General features: G+C 40.2%; 23 protein-coding genes. 4 read left to right on the top strand and 19 right to left on the bottom strand.

Annotated elements, in window-relative coordinates:
• Nucleotides 1-23 precede the first annotated feature (23 nt).
• The 9 genes from ACWF5P_RS00465 to ACWF5P_RS00425 form a co-directional block, all read right to left on the bottom strand.
• Nucleotides 24-1,364: a sugar porter family MFS transporter gene (locus ACWF5P_RS00465; protein ID WP_452444427.1), complete on the bottom strand. Its 1,341-nt coding sequence runs from the start codon at nt 1,362-1,364 to the stop codon at nt 24-26.
• 22 nt (nt 1,365-1,386) lie between these two features.
• Nucleotides 1,387-1,812, bottom strand: a complete 426-nt coding sequence (locus ACWF5P_RS00460; protein ID WP_427571437.1) for an RbsD/FucU family protein — start codon at nt 1,810-1,812, stop codon at nt 1,387-1,389.
• Entirely contained in the window at nt 1,805-2,719 is a 915-nt protein-coding gene (locus ACWF5P_RS00455; protein ID WP_452444426.1) for a fumarylacetoacetate hydrolase family protein, read from the bottom strand. The genes ACWF5P_RS00460 and ACWF5P_RS00455 overlap by 8 nt, the downstream gene beginning before the upstream one ends.
• Before the next feature lie 15 nt (nt 2,720-2,734).
• Complete coding sequence (locus ACWF5P_RS00450) at nt 2,735-3,508, bottom strand: SDR family NAD(P)-dependent oxidoreductase (RefSeq protein WP_260358570.1); 774 nt, start codon at nt 3,506-3,508, stop codon at nt 2,735-2,737.
• Nucleotides 3,505-4,320 carry an SDR family NAD(P)-dependent oxidoreductase gene (locus ACWF5P_RS00445; RefSeq protein ID WP_452444425.1) on the bottom strand — a complete coding sequence of 272 codons (816 nt, stop codon included), beginning with the start codon at nt 4,318-4,320 and terminating at the stop codon, nt 3,505-3,507. The genes ACWF5P_RS00450 and ACWF5P_RS00445 overlap by 4 nt, the downstream gene beginning before the upstream one ends.
• Before the next feature lie 30 nt (nt 4,321-4,350).
• A complete protein-coding gene (locus ACWF5P_RS00440) occupies nt 4,351-5,514 on the bottom strand; it encodes a UxaA family hydrolase (protein ID WP_260358572.1) in 1,164 nt (387 codons plus the stop codon).
• Complete coding sequence (locus tag ACWF5P_RS00435; protein ID WP_434167781.1) at nt 5,511-5,840, bottom strand: UxaA family hydrolase; 330 nt, start codon at nt 5,838-5,840, stop codon at nt 5,511-5,513. The genes ACWF5P_RS00440 and ACWF5P_RS00435 overlap by 4 nt, the downstream gene beginning before the upstream one ends.
• Entirely contained in the window at nt 5,821-6,684 is an 864-nt protein-coding gene (locus ACWF5P_RS00430) for an amidohydrolase family protein (RefSeq protein ID WP_452444424.1), read from the bottom strand. The genes ACWF5P_RS00435 and ACWF5P_RS00430 overlap by 20 nt, the downstream gene beginning before the upstream one ends.
• A 175-nt stretch (nt 6,685-6,859) precedes the next feature.
• Nucleotides 6,860-7,303: an ATP-dependent metallopeptidase FtsH/Yme1/Tma family protein gene (locus ACWF5P_RS00425; protein ID WP_452444423.1), complete on the bottom strand. Its 444-nt coding sequence runs from the start codon at nt 7,301-7,303 to the stop codon at nt 6,860-6,862.
• 171 nt (nt 7,304-7,474) lie between these two features.
• Between ACWF5P_RS00425 and ACWF5P_RS00420 the strand changes: the two genes are divergently transcribed.
• Nucleotides 7,475-7,990: a GNAT family N-acetyltransferase gene (locus ACWF5P_RS00420; protein WP_434167784.1), complete on the top strand. Its 516-nt coding sequence runs from the start codon at nt 7,475-7,477 to the stop codon at nt 7,988-7,990.
• Between the two features lie 53 nt (nt 7,991-8,043).
• Here the strand turns inward: ACWF5P_RS00420 and ACWF5P_RS00415 are convergent, their stop codons facing one another.
• Together ACWF5P_RS00415 and ACWF5P_RS00410 are read right to left on the bottom strand one after the other, a co-directional pair.
• Nucleotides 8,044-9,060, bottom strand: a complete 1,017-nt coding sequence (locus ACWF5P_RS00415) for a LacI family DNA-binding transcriptional regulator (RefSeq protein ID WP_260358577.1) — start codon at nt 9,058-9,060, stop codon at nt 8,044-8,046.
• Between the two features lie 156 nt (nt 9,061-9,216).
• On the bottom strand, nt 9,217-9,633 hold the full coding sequence (locus tag ACWF5P_RS00410; RefSeq protein ID WP_452444422.1) for a VOC family protein: 417 nt from the start codon (nt 9,631-9,633) through the stop codon (nt 9,217-9,219).
• A gap of 577 nt (nt 9,634-10,210) precedes the next feature.
• Here ACWF5P_RS00410 and ACWF5P_RS00405 point away from each other — a divergent pair.
• Complete coding sequence (locus tag ACWF5P_RS00405) at nt 10,211-10,789, top strand: hypothetical protein (protein ID WP_452444421.1); 579 nt, start codon at nt 10,211-10,213, stop codon at nt 10,787-10,789.
• 112 nt (nt 10,790-10,901) lie between these two features.
• Here ACWF5P_RS00405 and ACWF5P_RS00400 read toward each other — a convergent pair whose 3' ends face one another.
• From ACWF5P_RS00400 to ACWF5P_RS00390, 3 genes are all read right to left on the bottom strand, one after another.
• Complete coding sequence (locus ACWF5P_RS00400; protein ID WP_101223285.1) at nt 10,902-11,393, bottom strand: PTS sugar transporter subunit IIA; 492 nt, start codon at nt 11,391-11,393, stop codon at nt 10,902-10,904.
• 80 nt (nt 11,394-11,473) lie between these two features.
• Nucleotides 11,474-11,860: an iron chaperone gene (locus ACWF5P_RS00395; RefSeq protein WP_452444420.1), complete on the bottom strand. Its 387-nt coding sequence runs from the start codon at nt 11,858-11,860 to the stop codon at nt 11,474-11,476.
• Between the two features lie 94 nt (nt 11,861-11,954).
• Nucleotides 11,955-12,599, bottom strand: a complete 645-nt coding sequence (locus ACWF5P_RS00390) for an alpha/beta hydrolase (protein WP_452444419.1) — start codon at nt 12,597-12,599, stop codon at nt 11,955-11,957.
• A 199-nt stretch (nt 12,600-12,798) separates the two neighbouring features.
• Here ACWF5P_RS00390 and blaOXA point away from each other — a divergent pair, with 199 nt between their 5' ends.
• Nucleotides 12,799-13,590, top strand: coding sequence for a class D beta-lactamase (gene blaOXA / locus ACWF5P_RS00385; protein ID WP_452444418.1), 792 nt, complete (start codon nt 12,799-12,801; stop codon nt 13,588-13,590).
• A 190-nt stretch (nt 13,591-13,780) separates the two neighbouring features.
• A complete protein-coding gene (locus ACWF5P_RS00380) occupies nt 13,781-14,440 on the top strand; it encodes a DUF1796 family putative cysteine peptidase (protein ID WP_452444417.1) in 660 nt (219 codons plus the stop codon).
• A gap of 236 nt (nt 14,441-14,676) precedes the next feature.
• On the opposite strand, the gene ACWF5P_RS00375 is transcribed toward ACWF5P_RS00380, so the two are convergent.
• The 5 genes from ACWF5P_RS00375 to ACWF5P_RS00355 all read right to left on the bottom strand — a co-directional run bounded on the left by ACWF5P_RS00375 (nt 14,677) and on the right by ACWF5P_RS00355 (nt 20,109).
• Entirely contained in the window at nt 14,677-16,434 is a 1,758-nt protein-coding gene (locus ACWF5P_RS00375) for a SulP family inorganic anion transporter (RefSeq protein ID WP_260358583.1), read from the bottom strand.
• Between the two features lie 16 nt (nt 16,435-16,450).
• Nucleotides 16,451-17,032 (bottom strand): beta-class carbonic anhydrase, encoded by a 582-nt coding sequence (locus ACWF5P_RS00370; RefSeq protein WP_452444416.1) that lies wholly within the window; start codon nt 17,030-17,032, stop codon nt 16,451-16,453.
• Between the two features lie 272 nt (nt 17,033-17,304).
• The gene (locus tag ACWF5P_RS00365; RefSeq protein WP_452444415.1) at nt 17,305-18,042 is read right to left on the bottom strand and encodes a PepSY domain-containing protein; all 738 of its coding nucleotides are present in this window, start codon (nt 18,040-18,042) and stop codon (nt 17,305-17,307) included.
• 25 nt (nt 18,043-18,067) lie between these two features.
• Nucleotides 18,068-19,411, bottom strand: coding sequence for a sensor histidine kinase (locus ACWF5P_RS00360; protein ID WP_260358585.1), 1,344 nt, complete (start codon nt 19,409-19,411; stop codon nt 18,068-18,070).
• Nucleotides 19,408-20,109 carry a response regulator transcription factor gene (locus ACWF5P_RS00355; protein ID WP_452444414.1) on the bottom strand — a complete coding sequence of 234 codons (702 nt, stop codon included), beginning with the start codon at nt 20,107-20,109 and terminating at the stop codon, nt 19,408-19,410. Before ACWF5P_RS00355 ends, ACWF5P_RS00360 begins: the two co-directional genes overlap by 4 nt.
• Nucleotides 20,110-20,518 lie beyond the last annotated feature (409 nt).

Here is a 20,518-nt window from a genome sequence, read left to right as displayed (position 1 = left end):
CACCACGACTGCGAATGCCGGACTCAAGCAGGTTTAATCGCTTTTGCCAAATCTTGTTCACGCCAGTATTCTTCAATTTCCTCCAATGATTTCCCTTTTGTTTCAGGAGTTTTATAGTGTATGAATACGCAAGCTACCACTGATAAGAACGCATAGATGAGAAAGACGTTATTGCCAATGACACTTAACAGTGGCGGGAACGTGTATGAAAAAAGGAAGTTCAATGTGTATTGTAAAAAGGTGATGACTCCCATTCCGATCGCTCTTGCCTGCAATGGCAGCACTTCCGGTATGAATAGCCAGAAGACAGGGCCAAGGCCGATTCCGAATGCGAAGACATATAAGAACACACAAACCATGCTGAAGATCGTATAATCCGAAAATAATGCCAATCCGATCAGTGGCAGGACCTGACCGCCAATACTGTAGATTAGCAGCGTTTTTCTGCCTAGTTTATCAATGATGAATAACGAGATGGCAGTGGAAACGACCAAGGCCGTCCCGATTCCGAAGTTTGCTATATTGGAACCGCTCCATCCGTTGATTTCAACCCCTTCGAAAATGATCGGGGCAAAGTATACAACGGCATTGATTCCCGTGAAGACTTGGAAGAATGTTAAGATGAAATTCATATTCAATATTTTTTTATATTGGTGTACTAAATGTTTGAATCCTACGCTTTGCTGTTTAAGGGAATGATTGATGTCACTTATTTCATCTTCCACTTCTTGCTTCGTTCCCCTTAGTTTCATCAAAACCTTCCTTGCACGGTCTTCCTTTCCTGCAGCCATGAGCCACCGTGGGCTTTCCGGTGAGATAAGCATTCCAAATGTGAAGATTGCTGCTGGAATGATCCCGATTCCGAGCATGATTCTCCAAGATCCGCTAGCGGAGAAGGAAGCACCCACTATGTAAGCACTCAATATCCCGACGTTTACACTTAGTTGATATAAAGCGCCGATCAATCCCCTGATTTTAGGAGGAGCCAATTCCACCAAATAAATAAGTGAACACATATTGGCTATTCCGCAGCCGATTCCCAGGATGAACCGCGATGCAATTAAAACGCTTACATTTGTAGCGAAGGCACAACCAATCGACCCGACGATGAATGTGATGCCCGCTCCAATCAGGAGTGATTTCCTTCCAAGCACCTTAGATAGTGAAGTGGAAAGGACGATAGCAGGCAATGCCCCTAATAACAGGAAACTTACTATCAATCCTTGACCCGACGGGCTTAGTCCAAACTCTTCGGTGATGAATGGAATCGCTGGAGAAATGGCACCGGAATCGAAACCATATAATAGTCCGGCCAACCCGCCAAAAATCGCATAAACATACATAATATTCGGAATCTTTTGCAAAGCAATCACTCCTTTTAGTAAATTAAAGTACACCTTTTTTCAATATGAGATTTGCATACTGTGCTCGTTCACTAGTTGCGATAATGGCATAGGCCGCTTTACTTCGTTCGTAAAAGTCCATTCGTTCCAGTTTTCCGATTTTGATAGGAATATCGTTCGTTTTTTTCATTATATCTTCATAACTCTTCCAGATTGCAGGGCTTTTTTCATCGCCTTCCACAGGATTCATCAATATGACGGGATGTTTCACATACGTATCGAGTGGAAAGAATGCCAATATCGCTTGCAGGAAGTCGGCCACGCCATGTCCATGGCCGTTGATGATCCGGCTTGAATGACTTGCAGCCGGATAATTCCCGTCTGCAAGTACGATTTCATCACCGTGCCCCATCTCCATCATGATCTTCATCAATTCAGGAGAAAGTATTGGCGGAATTCCTTTAAGCATTCGTCAAAGCCTCTTCGCTTTCAGCGACAAATGTGTTCGTGAGTGATCCCAGTTTTTCGATTTCAACGGTGACCACATCCCCTGGCTGAATATAAACACGCTGTTCGGCCGGTAAACCCAATACGACTCCTTCAGGTGTACCTGTCAATATAAAATCGCCCGGTTCCAATGTCATATGCTTGGAAATATAACTGATGATTTCCGCACATGAAAAGATCATATCTGATGTATTGGAATTCTGTCTTAGTTCTTCATTAACATACGTTTTCAATTGCAGGTCGTTTGGATTCCCCACTTCGTCCGCTGTTACCAGGTAAGGGCCAACAGGACTGAAATCATCACAGGTTTTCCCAAGCAGCCATTGCGGCGTCCTCATTTGCAGATCTCTTGCCGACAAATCGTTGACCGTACAATACCCGAACACATGGGAGAGTGCTGCTTCTTCGGAAACGTTTTTTGTCTTTTTGCCGATCACGATTCCGAGTTCCACTTCATAGTCCAGTTCATTCGTTACGATTGGTATGGCAATCTCACATCCGTGACCCGTTAATGTATTATCAAACTTGTTAAATAAGATTGGCACTTCAGGATACGGTGCATTGGTTTCATCTGCATGTCTTTTGTAATTCAACCCAACACAAATGATTTTATGCGGCTTTGTTATACTGGGACCGAATGTGAGCCCTTTCTCTTCAATTACTTCAGCCATTCCTTCTTTGACAGCTTCATGGACCTTATTTTCAAATTCGTCCCGTTCGGATTGGCTGAAGTTTATCACTTGCATCACATCCGACACGATTTGGTTCCATTCATTCCTCTTCGCCGTTTCTTCGATATCTATTAAATGATTCTCAACTTGAACGGCCAGTTTTTGCTGTTCGTCTTTAATAAAAGTAGCCAATTTCATCGTTTCTTCCCCCTTTTATGCATTTTTCCCAAAAACAACCCCACCATCGATATATAAAGGCGATCCCATCATGAACGCAGACTCATCCGAAGCTAGGAACAGTGCCGCTTTTGCTACATCACTAGGTCTGCCCAAATCGCCGCTCAATTGTCTTTTCTTGATCGTGCCGATGGCAACCTCAGGATCGTCATATGAAGTTTTCAAGTAATTTTCGACGAACGGTGTCAAGATCGTACCCGGCAATAAAGCGTTCACCCGAATATTATAAGGTGCATAATCCACTTGCATCGCTTTCGTTAAAGCCAGTACGGCTCCTTTCGTTGCAGAGTATGCGGCACGTTTCACGAGACCCATTTCCGCTGCACATGATGACATATTGATAACGACCCCGCTTTTTTGTTCCATCATATAAGGAATCGTGTATTTAGAAGGCAGATAAACCCCCTTCACATTCACGCTCATGATGCGGTCCCACACATCCGGTTCCACTTCGTCCACCCTGCCTACGTTTGAGATTCCGGCATTGTTGAATAATATGTCTATTTTCTTATAGGTTTCGATTATCTGGGAGATTGCGGATTGAACCGCTTCCGGATCCGTTACATCCACCTCATAAAATGCCGCTTTCCCGCCAGCCTCCTCTATTTCAGAAACGGTGCCCTGCCCGTTTTCAGCATGAATATCGGTAATGATGACAAATGCGCCTTCACTAGCAAATAAACGGGCTGATTCCTTCCCGATCCCGCTTCCACCGCCAGTGATGACAGCGATTTTATTTTGCAGTCTCATGACGTTACCTCCTGCTCATGATTCATATGATCTTCAGGCTGCGCCGCTTTCACCGTTAAACCGCCATCCACCATTAACAGATGCCCGTTGATTTGCATGGCTTCATCGGAAGCCAAAAATACGACGGAGTCGCCAATTTGTTTTTCGGTCCCAAGTCTCTTCATCGGATTGGCTTCAATCTCTTTTGCGAGAATTTGCGGATCCTCCAAATATTCCTCACACATATCCGTCGCAACGGTGCTTGGGCCGACAGCATTCACATTGATATTGTATTTGCCTAGCTCAATCGCCAATGCCTTCGTTAAATGCGAGGCGGCTGCTTTCGATGAAATATAGTGGGGAATGACCGGACTCGTGACAAGGACGCTAGCCGTTGATGTAATATTGATGATCTTGCCATATTTATTTTCAATCATTCGCTTCGCCACTCTTTGTGTCGTCAAAAAGATTGATTTCACATTTGTTCGGTACGTATCATCCCATGTCTCTTCCGAAAGGCTCAAAAAAGGCTCAAACGGTGCAATACCAGCATTATTCACTAGAATATCCACCGTTCCCAACTCTTTTTCCACTTCATTGATCATGGCATCGACATCTTCCTTCATCCCAACGTTCGCTTTCACGACGATCGCTTTGATATGAAACTCGGATTCTACTTTTTCTTTTAACGCATTCGCTTTTTCAAATGACCTCGGCGATGTATAGTTGATCGCCACATTGGCACCCTCTTCAGCCAATCTCATGACAATCGCTGCACCGATTCCCCGGCTGCCTCCTGTGACAAGCGCTGTTCGATTATTCAATTTACCCATATGAATTCTCCTCCCTTTTCCTATCTGTTTCTAAAGGCTGATGCTGATCCGGCTGATGCTAAATTCCTGATGTCCAAGAATTTCCGCCTTTGTCAGTTCACCTTGGGCTGTTTTAGCAATCGTTTCAAAAATGCGATTTCCTGCATCCTCCGTCGTTTCTTTCCCTTTCATGACTGGGCTTGTATCAATATCGATGTTATCGATCATCTTGATTGCCGTATGTTCATTTCCCGTTATTTTGATGACCGGGATAATCGGGTTTCCTGTCGGTGTCCCTCTTCCTGTCGTAAAGCAGACCATATGTACACCGGCGGCCGCCATGCCTGAAACACACTCGATATCATTCCCCGGGGAATCCATGAAGTAATAGCCATTACCCGGGATCTCTTCCGCAAATGATAAGACATCGTTCAAGGGGGCCGTACCTGCTTTACTAATGCAGCCAAGCGATTTTTCCTCGATGGTCGAGAGCCCTCCCTCAATATTGCCCGGGCTCGGGTTCCCGCCACGCATATCTGCCCCGATGCGTTCCACTTCTTTTTCGAATCTATCAACATATGCATATAGTTTATTGGCCACTTCTTCGCTCACTGCTTTTTGGGCAACAATATGTTCAGCTCCGATGATTTCCGTGGTTTCACCCATTACGATCGTACCGCCCTGTTTCAAGAGCTGATCAGCGGTTTTCCCTAAAGCGGGATTGCTGCACAGACCGGATGTAGCATCGGAACCGCCGCATTTCACACCAACTATCAATTCTGAAATGGGGGCATCCACTTGCGGCACTTTTTCGAGTTCCAGAAATAAACCCTTCGCCACTTCAGTCCCCTTCTTAATCGCGTTTATCGTCCCGCCTGCATCTTGGATATCAAGCCACTCCACAGGTTTTCCCGTTTCTTCTTCGATTTCCCGTTTCAATACTTTGGCATCAATCACCTCACAGCCCAAGCTGATCAACAGAACCGCACCAACGTTCGGGTTTTTCCCCATTCCGCCAAGAAGTTTATGTGTACGTTCTTTGTCATCACCAATCTGGCTGCACCCATGCTGATGCGGAATGGCCACTGATTCCGGTACAGCTTGCTGGATTCTGTTGGCCACATGATTGGCGCAAATGACGGTAGGGATGATCAATAGATGATTACGGATTCCAAATTTGCCATTTGAACGGCGATACCCTTTTATCCTGCTCATTGTGTTTGCTCCCCTTCCGCCTTATCTCCTCTTCCTCTGATTCCCTCAATATTATGTATGTGGACATGTTCACCAGGCTCGATATCCATCGTGGCTGCACCGATTACTTCTCCATATTTGATGACCGTCGCCGATCGCTGAATCGGTTTGATTGCGATTTTATGCCCAAAAGGAATCGAATGCTTTGCTTTTACTTCCATTTTTTTACCATTTATGACAAAGAGTAATGTTTCCCCTTCTTTTACATCTTTCAATGAAGTCGCTACATTATCCTGATCAGACATGACGATGCTTGTAACGTCCTGTTCATAAGCTAACTGGCCCATTTCGCTCTCCCCTTTCTTTTAGTTTGTAAAAGGCTTCAGCATTTCCAGAAAATATCCCATCCACTTCAGCTTGTGTTAAAGTTTCCGGTAAATTCCCTTTAATGACCCTCACTGCGTCTTCATAGCCTCCAGCTGATAAACATACAGGCCAATCGCTGCCGAAAAGTAAACGGTCCGGCCCGAATGCCCGAACAATATGTTGTATGTATGGCTTAAAGTCTTCCGCCTTCCACATTGCAGGATCTGCTTGGGTCAATAAACCCGACAGTTTGCACCAAATGTTCGGAAACTGTGACAAAGTATTCATTTCTTCTTGCCATTTGTTTAATTCCCCTGCTGATATATTCGGTTTAGCCATATGATCGATGATGGCCTTTAGGTTAGGAAGCGTTTTCATCAATGTTAAAATAGATGAAATATGTTTATGATTAATCAACAAATCCACCGGAAGATCATATCGAATAAGCTGTTTCAAATTTTCCACAACTTGTTCCTGTAAAATCCAAGCACTGTCTTCCAGATCCTGCAACATGGGACGTAAACCAACAATTCCCGGTCTTGTCATTAAAGAATCCAATTGCTCCGGGAATGATGGAGCAGATAAGTCAAGCCAGCCCACCACACCATATATCCAGTCATGGCGGTCATACAAGGATAATAGAAATAAAGTCTCTTCATAGGTTGGAGCCGCTTGTACAAGGACGGTCCCCGAAATATCATTCTTATGTATTAAGGGCGATAAATCGTCGGGAAGATAATCCCGATAAAGGACTCCCATATCATTTTTAAGCCAAGAGTAATCACCTCGGTCAATTCTCCAAAAATGCTGATGTGCATCAATCATCAGGCTGACCTCCTCTTGTTATCTTTATGTTACCGGTAACATTAAAATAACAGCAATATTTTAAATTGTCAATAAATTAAACGAAATCTTTTAAACTATCTAAAACGGAATTACCATTTTCAACTCTTGTTAATAAGAAAACTCGCCATTCCCAATTGGAACGGCGAGTTTTTAATCATTTAGAATGTTTCATTCTTTTCATGACAATTAGAAATAGAAAACTAACAAAAATCAGGATGAAAATGATCATGAACGGAATGGTCGTTGTTAAAAGGGTGACCCATCCGCTTGTCTCTGTGTCTGGGATAAACTCAATTTTTCCTATATCAAGTTCCCTTATGGCGTTATTCATTCTGTCTAGCGATATTTCACTATTTGGTACAGACGCGATAAAGTATTGATCCTTTTCATACCCTACCAGCCGACCTCTAATTTCATAAACACTATTTTGTGACTCCACCTTTAAAAATGTCACTTTCCCATCCTCTAAAGTTGTAAAAAATTCATCCTCAGTTAATTTCTCAGTCGGTTCTTCGTCATTATAAAAAACTAGCACAACCCCCAAGGTAACCAAGAAGATTAATAAATAAAATACTTTACTAGGGAAATTCCGCATCATCTCATACCTTCTTCCACATTAAACAAACTATAGGAAATAGTAACATACAAAGTTAAATATTAGAAATCAAACTGTGGATACTCTTGGAATATATCAGGCCGATTAGTTGCAAAATGGATAATATTAGTAAAATATAGGGGATATAGCAAACTTAAAAAAGGAGGAACTAATATGCTAATAAGACATGCATCGGTTGCAGATGCGGAAGGTATAGCAATAGTCCATGTGGATTGCTGGCGAACTACTTATAAAGAAATAATGCCGAGTGATTTTTTAGATAATCTGTCTTATGAGAAAAGGAAAGAAATATGGATAAAGAATATTAATAGAGATGGTAATTATGTTTATGTCGCAGAAAATAACGAAGGAAAAATAGTTGGATTTATAGATGGCGGGAAAAGGGATACGAATCAAGTTGAGAATTCCGGTGATTTAACTGCTATATATATCCTCGAAAATTTTCAAAGAATGGGGATAGGTAAGAAACTCATCAAAGAGTTATTTTTAAAATTCGAGGCACTGGGATTTAAGACAATATTCGTTGAGGTGCTTGAAGACAATAAATCTCGATTCTTCTATGAGGCATTTGGTGCTGAATTGCTTAAAACCGAAAAAATCAAAATGGCTGGTGCTGAATTGAATCTATTGGTTTATGTGTGGAAGGATATTAGCCAAGTATTGTTATGAGCGACATGCCACTGAAGAGGCCACTTATTCTTTGGCCAAAAAAAAAACTCCTATTATTTTATAGGAGCTCCAGATGATTTCCTGATTACCAATTCCGGCTTTAAATTGATCGTCCGATAGTCGGCAGGACCGACTTCATCCACTCGCTCGATCACTAATTGTGTTCCTAAATATCCGAAGTCGTAAGCGGGCTGTGAAGATACGGTTAAAAAGGGATCGAAATCCGAGAATAATTCTAAGTCGTCAAAGCAAACGACAGAAATGTCTTCAGGTACTTTAATCTGTTTTTCTCGTAAACTTTTTATAATTTTGATGGCAATGAAATTATTGGCGGCAAAAATTGCTGTTGGACGCTCAGAGGGCGGAACATTCATCAATCCGTCAATACCGTTCCATTGCTTTTCCTGTTTGTAATGAGTCTCTATTACGAAAGACTGATCGATGTTCAAATCATTTATTTTCAGCGTTTCAATATACGCCTGATAACGCTCTTTCGAAGTGGAAATCGTTAGCGGACCATGAACCATCGCGATTCGTTCGTGTCCAAAATCGATGAGATGCTGAAGAAGCTTTTTCGTTCCTTCATAGTTATCACCAAGCACCCTATCACATGAAACATCTTGAATTTGCCTATCTATCAATGTAAATGGAATCCTGTTTTTAATTAATTTCTTCAAATTTTTTGTCGATTGATCGCCTGTTGGTGCAATAATGACGCCATCCACCCGTTTTGAAATCAATGCATCGATATATTCACTCTCTTTTTCGTAATCCTCATCGGTATTGCATAAAATGAGCTGATATCCCATTTGATTGGCCTTATCTGCGGCCCCTCTCGCTACTTGGGTGAAAAAAGGGTTGGTGATATCGGTTATGATTAATGAAAGCAGCTTCGTTCTTTTAATATTCAAACTTTGGGCTGCGGAATTCGGTATATAGTTCAACTCTTTAATGACCGCTTCAACTTTTTCCCTTGTCTTTTCACTGATATTTCCTTTATTATTAATAACTCTCGATACAGTCATCGTTGATACATTCGCTTTTTTCGCAATATCGTAAATTGTCGTCACTTTTTGTACCCGCCTTTACATTATCCCTTATATTGTATCATAAGTATAAATGGTTATTTTATACTTTAGCACTTGGAAGATCATGTTGACCCGGATACGGCACTGAACTTCAAAAAAGGCACAGTCCTTCGTGAAGGATTGTGCCTTGCTTTTGGTTTAATTTTGGTTAAATCCGCTTTCGTCCATGTAAAATACTTCCCAAGAATGTCCGTCGATATCCAGAAAACTCCAACCATACATGAAACCATGATCAATGGCTTCGTTAAAAGGCTTTCCGCCAACATCCAGTGCCCTATTCACGATCTCATCGACTTCTGCCTTACTTTTAACGGAAAGGGCGACGATGGCTTCGGTACTCGCTGCAGAATCCGGGATCTCCTTCTTGGTAAACGTTTTAAAGTAGTCTTCCACCAATAACATGACATATATGGACTCGCTGATAACCATGCATGTCGCATTTTCATTGGTCATTTGCTCGTTAAACTCAAAGCCGACCTTTGTGAAAAATTCTACTGAGGCATCCAAATCTTTAACAGGCAAGTTTACAAAGATCTTTTCTGCTTGAACTCCCATCCAATCACCCTCACTTGATTTATTTGTTCACTCACCTACTATTCGCTGCATTTTTCGATTATCCTGCTTGCAGCAGTGATTGCATTCACATTGAACGGATACAACCTTAGTCACGGGGAACATTCTAAATCACCTACTTAAAGTATTTCAAATATTAAACAGGCTGATTCAATTTTAAAACAACCTGGGAGTTTACCTTAAGAAACTTTCAAGAAGTATATCCCTCTCCCCTTGCTACTTCAACATTGGATCGTGCATAAAAATTGAAATTCGTATACCGGATGGTTTCATAACTAAAACACTTCTTCTCTTTTTTGAAATAAAAATTATATAATTCCATGCTTTACTAAAATTAATTACTTTTAAGGAGGCATGCATATGAAAATTAGTATTAAAACATGAAGTATCCGGAAAACTTTCTGATTTCAGTTGTTTTACCAGGATTGATCCCAATCATTTCGTCCTCCAATAGCCATGCCCTATTATGCAAGTAGCGCAATCCTCGTTTTGCAAATGCAACACAAGTTCAAAAAATAGATGGGAAACAACATTACCCTATGGGATAGGTGGTTCATAAATGGTTACCATTCAAACATATATATCAAAAAATAGTTATGATGCCATTGTTAATAAACATTTATTTGCTAACGAAGATTTTATCCCAATCCATCACTCAAGCGCTAACCAACTGGGAAATCAACAGTTATTTACTTCAAAAGGAACTTCCTTATACGGCACAGTCATTATATCTTATCAAAATCAATTTCTCTCGAGCTTTTATGATTGGGATGAGGTTGATGGTATTTGGTTTTCAATTTTACAGGCAATGTATGATTGTTTAAATACCGATATTGGCAACTACGGCTTTTCTGAACGCTCTATGGGTTGGCAAATGCACAGGCTAAAAGAAAAGAATCCTGCTATATTATTCACATGGTACCATGGTTTAGCTAACAAAGAATGGAATGATATTCCTAAGAAATCCACACTAAGATTCCCTGAAAATGTGCTATTGAATAATTTAATAGAAAAGGGAACCAAGTACTTAAGATTTAGAAATGCTCTATATGATAGCGGTCCAAGCCAAAATATTAACCAGTTAATTAACGATCTTAAATCATTTAATAGTGATTTAGGACATGTGCAATTGGATTAGTACACTGTGCTGAAGTCTTGCAGCTATATTAAAACAGTCCTTGCCGGCACTCGCCAGCAAGGACTGCTTTTCATGTACTAGAAGGCACCTGAAGTCTAATGGCCTTTTCTTGTTATTTCAAATAAACACTCATAATCTGTGTTTCTTTAATTTTTGCCTGGGTACTATTTGTTTTTTCCAGTTTTTCAACTAGCTCGCCATTCGTGATAACGATCGGAGTTACGATGCTTGGAGCTTTTGATTTTAGAAAATCGATATCAAATGTAACTAGCTTGTCTCCTGCTTTTACATTTTGCCCTTCTGCAACGTGGACTTCAAATCCCTCACCATTAAGGTTAACTGTTTCCAATCCAATATGAATCAACAATTCTATGCCATGCTTTGTGCGTAGGCCTAGCGCATGTTTAGTATGAAAAACCTGGATTACTTCTGCATCGATTGGAGATACGACCAACCCCTCCTCAGGAAGAATTGCTATTCCGTCCCCCATCATTTTACCGGAAAACACCGGATCTGGAACATCCTCAATATTTATTACTTGTCCATTAATAGGAGCAAGCAGTTGTTCCACACTCTCTTTTTTACCGAATAATTTTTTGAACATAATATTTCCACCTTTCTCTTTCGGTCTTGAATCTCACAATCAATAGTTAAATATTTGGTGAATTCCGATAATAGTTTTTGTTATTTTTTCTTTTTCAATTTCCCTTCTGCTTTCTTTTTATTCTGTTCCACTCTAAATTTAACCATCTCGGTTATTAATTCATAAGGAATTGGCTTGTTTAGCGGAAACTGAACGGCCCCTTTTGAACATTTATATTCAGATAAAGCAGATTCAAAAGCAGAGATCGCGCTTGGAGTTGGATAGAATCCTATATGTTTTTTATAGGCAGCGAAATGCACCAGATTTCCATATAAAACAAAGGTAGGCATTTGATAGCTTATCTTTTCTTCTGCATCCGGTGCTGCATCCTTCATGACTTTTCTTAACGTTTTTAATATTTCCTGAACTTCTTCGGGAAATTGTATAATGTATTCATCAATTGAATGAAATGTATTGGTACCCTCCATCTTTTCTCCCTTCTTAAATCCAAACTACAATACTCTTATTATAACATTTTCCCCCACCAATCCATGGATTGAGTCCCTTTTGCATTTCGCTAACCTATATTTTTAAAAACTCTTCCATTCTATTCATTACACCTTCTAGCATGATAATCGTCCTTGAGGTATCGAAAGGTTCAATATCCAATAAATGATTTGCATGTGGGATTTTATCCATGCTTATATTCGTTTTATTTTCAATCGCTTGAATTTTAGCTGGAATATAATGATGATCTTTTTCTCCTATAACTATATGTGCTGAATGATTACTGCTCAATAATCCTTCAAAAACCGAAACGAACTTCAATAGCGGCGTGAGCAATATCACTTTGGCATTCATAAACCGCTCACTTTTCATGATTCCATTGATGATGGGTATGGTGCCAAGTGATTTGCCTAGAAATACTGTTCCTTTATATTCATGATTTTGAAGTACCTCCGTAATGACGGGATTGATATCATTAACGATCACTTTTGTGATATCTACCAATGGATGCTTGAAAATATCCTGGTCGTAAGCGTAATGAATATGTACGACATCATACTGATTTTGAAGCATGATCATCGTCGAATAATAGAATAACGGCTTCTCATACGTGTACCCCGCACCTGAAAACATAAAACAAACTGCTGGATTTCCGTTTTCAATATGTGTGTATGTAATTTCTTTTTCAATACTATTTATTTTTCTTTGGTTAACCTCCATGATAGATTCCTCCCATTCTATCGTTTGCTTTTTATATTCATTAGCTACCTGCTGAATTCCTCCTTGATCGATACTATCTAGCTAGATTCCAAGAATTAGGTTTCGTTTTTTATCAGGAATAGGTATACTTTAGATATCAACCTATTTTTTGGAAATTACTTTGATGATCGATCAATCCAGCCTTGAAGGAGAGTGTGTAATGAAAATCAAAGCGTTATGTTTCATTCTTGTCCTGCTAGTCACTGGTTCCATGAGTACGATTCATGCAAGTGCAAACGATCAAAAGGTGAAAAAACTGGATATCGGGGAGTCTTTCGATGGTGCGGAAGGTACAATGGTTCTCCAAAACTTAAAAAATGATAAAGTGTTCATCTATGATAAACAGAGAAGTAAGGTACGCTACACTCCAGAATCGACATTTAAAGTGGCGAATGCATTAATCGGCTTACAGACAAAGGCGGTAAGCGATGAATATGAAGTGAAGCGGTGGGATGGTGTAATCAGGGAATTTGAGGATTGGAACAGAGATCATACGCTGGCTTCAGCCATGAGGCATTCAGTGATCTGGTATTATCAAGCAATGGCCCGCGATATCGGGGCGGAAGATATGCAGCAATATGTGAACCTGATAGATTATGGCAATCATGATATCTCCGGGGGGATCGACCAGTTTTGGCTCGACAGCAGCATTAGGATTTCTGCTCGGGAACAAGTCCAATTCATCGAAAACCTTGTAGAAGAAAAACTGCCTATCGATAAGCAGCATATGAGAACCGTTAAGAGAATCATGATCAATGAAGAAGCAGACTCATATGTCCTCCATGGAAAAACCGGGACACGCCTTTCAGATATGGGATTGGGCTGGTATGTGGGTTACATCGAAACGGACAAAGGAAAATGGGCCTTCGCAACGAACATCGACGGCAGCGGCAGCAAGGCCAAAACGATTACGCTGGATGCCCTGAAAGAGTTGGATATCATAGAAGATTAAAAGTTCACGCATGCTCTCAATTCTTGGGCATGCGTTTTGCTTTGTCTAAAAAGATATTTAAAACCATTTTAATACCTACAAATAATCAAGTTGGATTGAATGCTCTGAAGCCTTTTTTTGGTTTGTCCAATCAAAAAAAAGAAAATTTTCATCTAATATAGTATTGATAATATAGAAAGGGGGATTAATAGTGAAATTAACCGAAATCAAGAAATCTTATGATGTAATCATTCCTTGTGGCAGTGCTTGCACTCCCACTTTGAACCTAAGAAGACTTGGTTTAAGAAGATTCTCTTTGCCTCTTGACTGGGTCTATACTGAGTCATTTGCAGAAGTGGCCAGGCTATATAAAAATCAGTTCAAGGAATATATGGAATTGAGGAATTTGACTTTAGTAGATGGTTCCGGTACTTATTTTGATGATGACGTGGATATAAATGCTGTAAATACCTATTTGGTCAGAGATAACCATTATAAAGTTACTTCAGTTCACGATTTCCCCATCCTGCCTGATAAAGAATGGTTTGAAACATATCCTTATTTCAAAGAAAATTTAGATAAAAGAATTGCAAGATTCAATGACACGATTAACAATAGTGATTCAATCCTATTTGTAAGATGGTCAACAAAATATGACCAAGCCTATTTGTTTCACCAAGAAATGCAGGACATGTTAAAAGAAAAAGAATTTAATGTATTAATATTAGTCCCCTCGGATGATGCTACAAGTATTTCTGAATTAGAATGGAACCTGGAAAATGTTTGTGTTTTAGAAGTTCCTAACCAAATTTGGGATGAGGCCATTTGGGATCATGTTTATAGTGGCATACAATTGAATAGTCTGGATTAACCACTGAGCTAATAACGCTAATGTGTTAACTATTTCAAATTGGACGATTTTAGTTATTGTCTTAAGTTTTTCATCGGGTCATCAACGCCTTTTCGCATCCTTATTTAGTTTTTTAAAGCAAATATCGTTTAGGCAATCATAAATCACATTAATCGCCCTTGGTGATGGTGAATTAATTAAAAAGGTTTAAGAGAAAGGCATCTGCCAAAAGCGGATGCCTTTCTCTTCTTTAGGAGTCAAGTTAATCCTATCTCCCGTTTTCTTTTCTGTTTTAATAACGCTGGCTTTTGAACTTGCTGTGAGAGTGCGGTACATTCAGCAAATGAAAACTGTTTACACCCTTTACAACGATTCTCATCCAGTTTGGATAAAGCCATATTAATGGCATCACCCGTACTGGAAAAGAACTGCTCTTCACCAACCAGTTTAGTAAAACCGGTTTTTTCGAGCATTTCTTTAGGTTCCTGTTGAATACCGGAAATCAACACTTGTAGTTTGTGGGACTTGAATCGCTTCACAATGTCTGTGAGAAGTGCTTCTCCCGAAGTATCAATGAATGACACATTGCTCATTCTTAATAGAAGGACTTTTGGTTTAGAACGCATCATATCTTCGATTTCTTCTTGCAGCCTTTCGATTGAACCAAAGAATAAAGGTCCTTCTATCGTATAAATGTTAATCTGCGGGCAGCTTGAACCTTGTTGCACCATTTCTGGTTTAACTAATTTATCAGCTGGATCTGGTAATACCTTTGATAATTTCAATGTACCGCTCATCAGTTTAACGAACGACAGGATGGCTAATAGTAATCCGATCCCTACACCTGTTGTCAGGTCAATCAATACGGTTAACACGAAGGTAACGATCAATACGACCGAGTCCATGGTTTTTGCTTTTAAGATATGCGAAAATTCTTTGCGTTCGCTCATGTTCCAGGCGACAAACATAAGAATGGGGGCCATGCTGGCCAAAGGAATGGCCGAAGCATAAGGAGCCAAACTGACTAACACGAGCAATACCACCAGCCCATGAATCACGCCTGATATGGGGGAGACAGCACCGTTTTTAATATTCGTTGCGGTACGGGCGATGGCACCTGTAGCCGGAATGCCTCCAAATAAAGGCGTAATCATATTGGTCAATCCTTGTCCCATCAGCTCTTTATTGCTGTTATGTTTACTGTTGGTCATGCCGTCTGCAACCACAGCGGATAATAGTGATTCAATTCCTCCTAGCATGGCAATGACCAAAGCAGCCGGAAGGAGTTCAATCACCAAACCGCCAGTGATCTGGGGAAACTGAAACTGGGGCAATGCATTAGGAATGGCGCCATAGGCCGATCCAATTGTCGCTACCTGACCTGGAAAGAATAAGCTGGCGACTAGAGTTGATACAATCAATCCCAGCAATGCTCCAGGGATTTTCGGTAAATATTTGGGAGTTAATATGACGAGAGTTAAACTTATGATAGCTACCAGTACACTATAGATATTCACTGTATTGAAGTTCAATAAGATTTCCTTCATATTTAAAAGAAAGGCTTCTTCTTTTTTTAAGTTACTGAGTCCAAAGAAATTGGCAATCTGGCCAGAGAAGATAATCACAGCAATTCCAGCAGTAAAGCCGATCGTAACTGGACGGGGAATAAACTTGATGAATCTTCCCAGTTTGAGGACACCCATAAGAAATATCATGATACCTGCCAGGAAGCCGGCGATTAACAGTTTTTCATATCCGTACTGCATGACCACACCTAACAAGACCGGGACAAAGGCCCCAGTCGGGCCTGCAATTTGATATTTCGATCCACCAAAAAGGGAGACCATGATTCCTGCAATAATTGATGTGTACAGTCCATATTCCGGTCTTACTCCGGAAGCAATGGCAAAAGCCATCGCTAAAGGAATTGCTACTATCCCAACTACGACCCCTGCAACCAGATCTTTCTGAAAATGGCCTAAGTTATACCCTTCAAGCCTGCTAGAACTCATCATTTTATCGCTCCTTCTTTTATTGAATTTGTATTTCGTCCTTGCTATATCCATCTATGATTCGATCCAATTTACCCGTTTCGGGATGGATGACCATACCGTGAACGGCGATGGAATCCGGTAATAATGGATGATTTTTGATCAAACGGACACTATTCGTTACACTCTCCTCAACGCATTGAAAACCTGTCAGCCACTTTGATAAATCAATACCAGAGTTTGTTAGGATATCAATTTGCTCCTGAGTGACTTTCTTCTCCTTTGCAGCATCAAGAAGTGAAGTGGATTGAAGCCCCACCATACCGCATCCGCGATGTCCGATCACACACACTTCCTCCACTTTTAGCTCATAAACAGCGACAAGGATACTGCGCATAATGCTGCCAAAGGGATGAGAAACAATAGCTCCAGCGTTTTTAATGATTTTCGCATCTCCATTTCTTAACCCCATCGCCTTTGGAAGCAATTCCAACAGACGGGTGTCCATGCATGTTATGATGACGATCTTTTTATCTGGATACTTTGTCGTTTGAAACTCTTTATATTTGTTTTGTTCGACAAACGTCTTGTTGTAATCCAGAATGCTAGAAATGACTGACATTATTTATTCTCCTTTCTCGTGTTGAAATATGATGGATATGTTCTATGTACAATAATCCAGATGCCTTTCATAAACGGTCTTATTTGGCTCTGTTTTATCATTTGGTGCTTTATTCCATGTTAGAGATATTAAATTAGAGTTAAATGATAGAAGGATTAGAAAATGGTGAGAATTATTACAGTTCCTTCTCTTTTTTTTTGCATTTTTCTTACTAAAAAAAGGGTGATGCATAGTTAACTATGCATCACCCTTTTTTATGTTTTATACAATTATTATTCGTGGCCATCTCTATCATCCACTTCATCATCTTCCCATGTGATTGTTTTTACTTCTTTTGTGTAGCCGTCCACTTGGACGACTGCGTCTCGATCGTCCTCTAATTCAACTTCGACCAAATAATAAGGTGTCTGATCTGATGGTTGATAAAATTCTGTATCGTCACCTGTTCCTTTTACATGTTTTTCGGCAATTGCGATTGCTTCGTTTTCTGTAATGATACTATCTGCTACCATTGTCGAGTCAATTATAGCTCCTGTATATGGGTCGAGAATTAATGTGATTTTTTCATTGTTCTTATTTACCACTGCTTTATAATGGGAGTTGTCTGTCTCCTGCACAAAATCAATTTGTTCCAGATCGCCTTGTGAGGAAATACGCGCCTTTATTTCATTTTGGGTTAGTTGCTTTTGGGGTGTTTTTTCTGCCGTTTCTTCTGCTGCATGACCTATGGTTTCTTTTTTTATAGAACGAACTTCACCGCTTTTCGCATCCATACTAATAAGATATACCCCGGTTTCAAGCTGCATTTCAATCTGATATTCTTCACTTTCAGTTTTCGTTGTCTTTATAATGGTTCCAGGATATTTATCCTTTGCTGTCTGGTTCACTTCTTCTTCCGTCAAGCTTTCCGCGGATAACGATGGAGCCCACCATTGAAATCCGAAGAATAATAGCAGACCAAAAACGAGAGTTGATCCAGCTGTTATCAGCACTTTTCCATTCTTCATCATATCACCCATCCAACGTCATTCTGGCTTAATTAAATAAAAGAGTAACGTTCGTTCCCCTGCCTTCAAGACTATCCATTTCAATCCGTACATCAATTGCATCAGCAATTTCCTTTGCCACGGAAAGCCCTAAACCTGATCCGCCTTGCTTTCGGCTTCTTGCTTCATCTACACGATAAAAGCGATCGAACACTTTTGGCAATTCAGCCTGGGGAATTCCATCCCCTCTGTCTTCGATGCGGATATATGCTTCTCTACTAGTTTGTCCTATATAGACTGAGATTTGCTCGTCACTATACTTTCTTGCATTGTCTAAAAAAATAAACAATAGCTGTTTTAACTTTTGCACGTCCGTAAGTGCTTCAATTGCATCGCCACTATAAATCTCCACTGTTCGATTGTACGCATTTTTATATACTTTCGCTAAGTCTGCCATGATATCGGTCAGATTGACGTTTTCCTTCTCTATATTCCATTTTTCCTGATGCTTTGCTAGCAGGAGCATTTGCTCTGTCATCTCTCTCATTCTAATGGCTTCAGAATGAATGGCCTCTATTGATTCATCAAACAACTCAGGGCGCTCCAAGCCTTTTCTTTTCAAAAGGCTTGCATAGCTTTCAATGACAGTTAGCGGTGTTTTTAATTCATGTGAGGCATTTGATACGAATTGCTCCTGTTTTTCGAAGTTAGCTTGCAGCAAATCAATCATGTGATTAAAGGTTTTCCCCATTTCCACAAGTTCATCTTTTGCCTTTTCTTCCAGGCTAAGTCGCTTAAATTGGCCGCTTGTTTGAATCTCCTTCATCGTATCAATCATCGATCGAATCGGACGGGCGATGAAGTTACTAAGAATAGTGCTTGATATCAGAACAGGTATCATGGCAATGATGGTTACAGCGATTAATACGATGCGCAGAACAGCGAGCATTTCCTCGGTTGCTGAAATGCTTTTGGTGATTTGAAGATTAACTACACTTCCATCCCCCCAAATGATCGGGTTTGAAACGAATACATACTTGTTCTGATGATAAGTGATGATCGCACTCTTCTCACCGGGATAAAAGCTGCTATTGCGATTGCTTAATTGTTTTTCAGAATTGGATGTAACAGCTGTGCCTTTTCGTTGACCCTCTTTTACAATACCAATCATGCCATCTATAGGCAGATAGGATCGAAGTAAATCACTTGGAGATATATTATTGACATTTTCACTAACATCAAAGGCAATTTTCTCTGTCTCCGCTTTCGCACGATTAAGTTCGTTCACCATCATCAGATTACTGAAAACAAAATAAATGGAAACATTCATCAATAGGAGCAGGAAAATGAATAGCACCGCTGTATATAAATTTATTTTTTTGCGAAGTCTCATTTTGCATCCTTCAGGACGTAGCCAACGCCTCTTACAGTATGGATAAGCGGCGTATCAAAGCCATATTCGAGCTTTTTGCGAACATATCGGATATACACATCCACCACGTTTGTTTCTCCATAGAAATCATACCCCCAAACCGCTCCGAGAATTTGATCCCGGTTTAGCACTTGACGCTTATTCTTCAGTAAATAAAGAAGTAAATCATACTCCTTTGGCGTTAGGTCAATTTCGCTTTCACCTCTAATGACTTCACGTGTTTTGACATTCACCTTTAAATCAGCAGTATTCAGCCATCCATCGTATTCATCTTCCATTGAAGATGCAGCAGTCCGCATTCTTAAAACCGCACGAATTCGGGCAAGCAATTCCTCAATTTGGAAAGGTTTAGTGATGTAGTCATTCGCACCGCGATCAAGACCGGAAACTTTATCTTCAACCGAGCCCTTTGCAGTTAACAGGATGACAGGGGTGAAATTGTTTTTCGTACGAATTTTCCGAAGCAGCTCAATCCCGCTTATGCCTGGAAGCATCACATCCAATAAGATCAAATCCCACTTTCGTGATCGATACGCTTCAAGGGCTTCCTTTCCGTCCATTGCCTTTCCGACTTGGTAGCCTTCGATTTCAAGCTCCAATTCAAGCAATCTTAAGATTTTTTCTTCGTCCTCTACGATTAGTATTGATTCTTTACTCATTTGGAAGACCTCCTTTTGGGTGGGACTGTCCCCATTTTGTATCATTCATTTTCAAATTAAATGGATTGGATTATCGGTAAGTATACCTGTTCGTTCAATAAGAAAAAGGCTGCCTCAGCAACCTTCTTTAAGGAAACTTTCATCAGGTGTATATATCCGAACAACATAGCCGCCATCATTTTTTGAATCAGACAAGATAAAGGCGTTTCGGAAAAATAATCTCTTTGGCTATTAAACTTCCCCTCGTGTACTTTTTTGTTATTTTTACGAATGTACAAATTATTGCATGTAAAATTCCAAAAATAAAGACGCTATTGACCCAGTTTTCTCCATAAAAAAAAGAGCTGCCAGAGCAACTCTCATGTTAAAAGCCCTATTTACTTTAAGTATTTTCCACCCCTTAATTTAC

The organism is Peribacillus sp. NPDC055009 (assembly GCF_053608705.1).
This window is presented reverse-complemented; position numbering and strand designations above follow the sequence as displayed.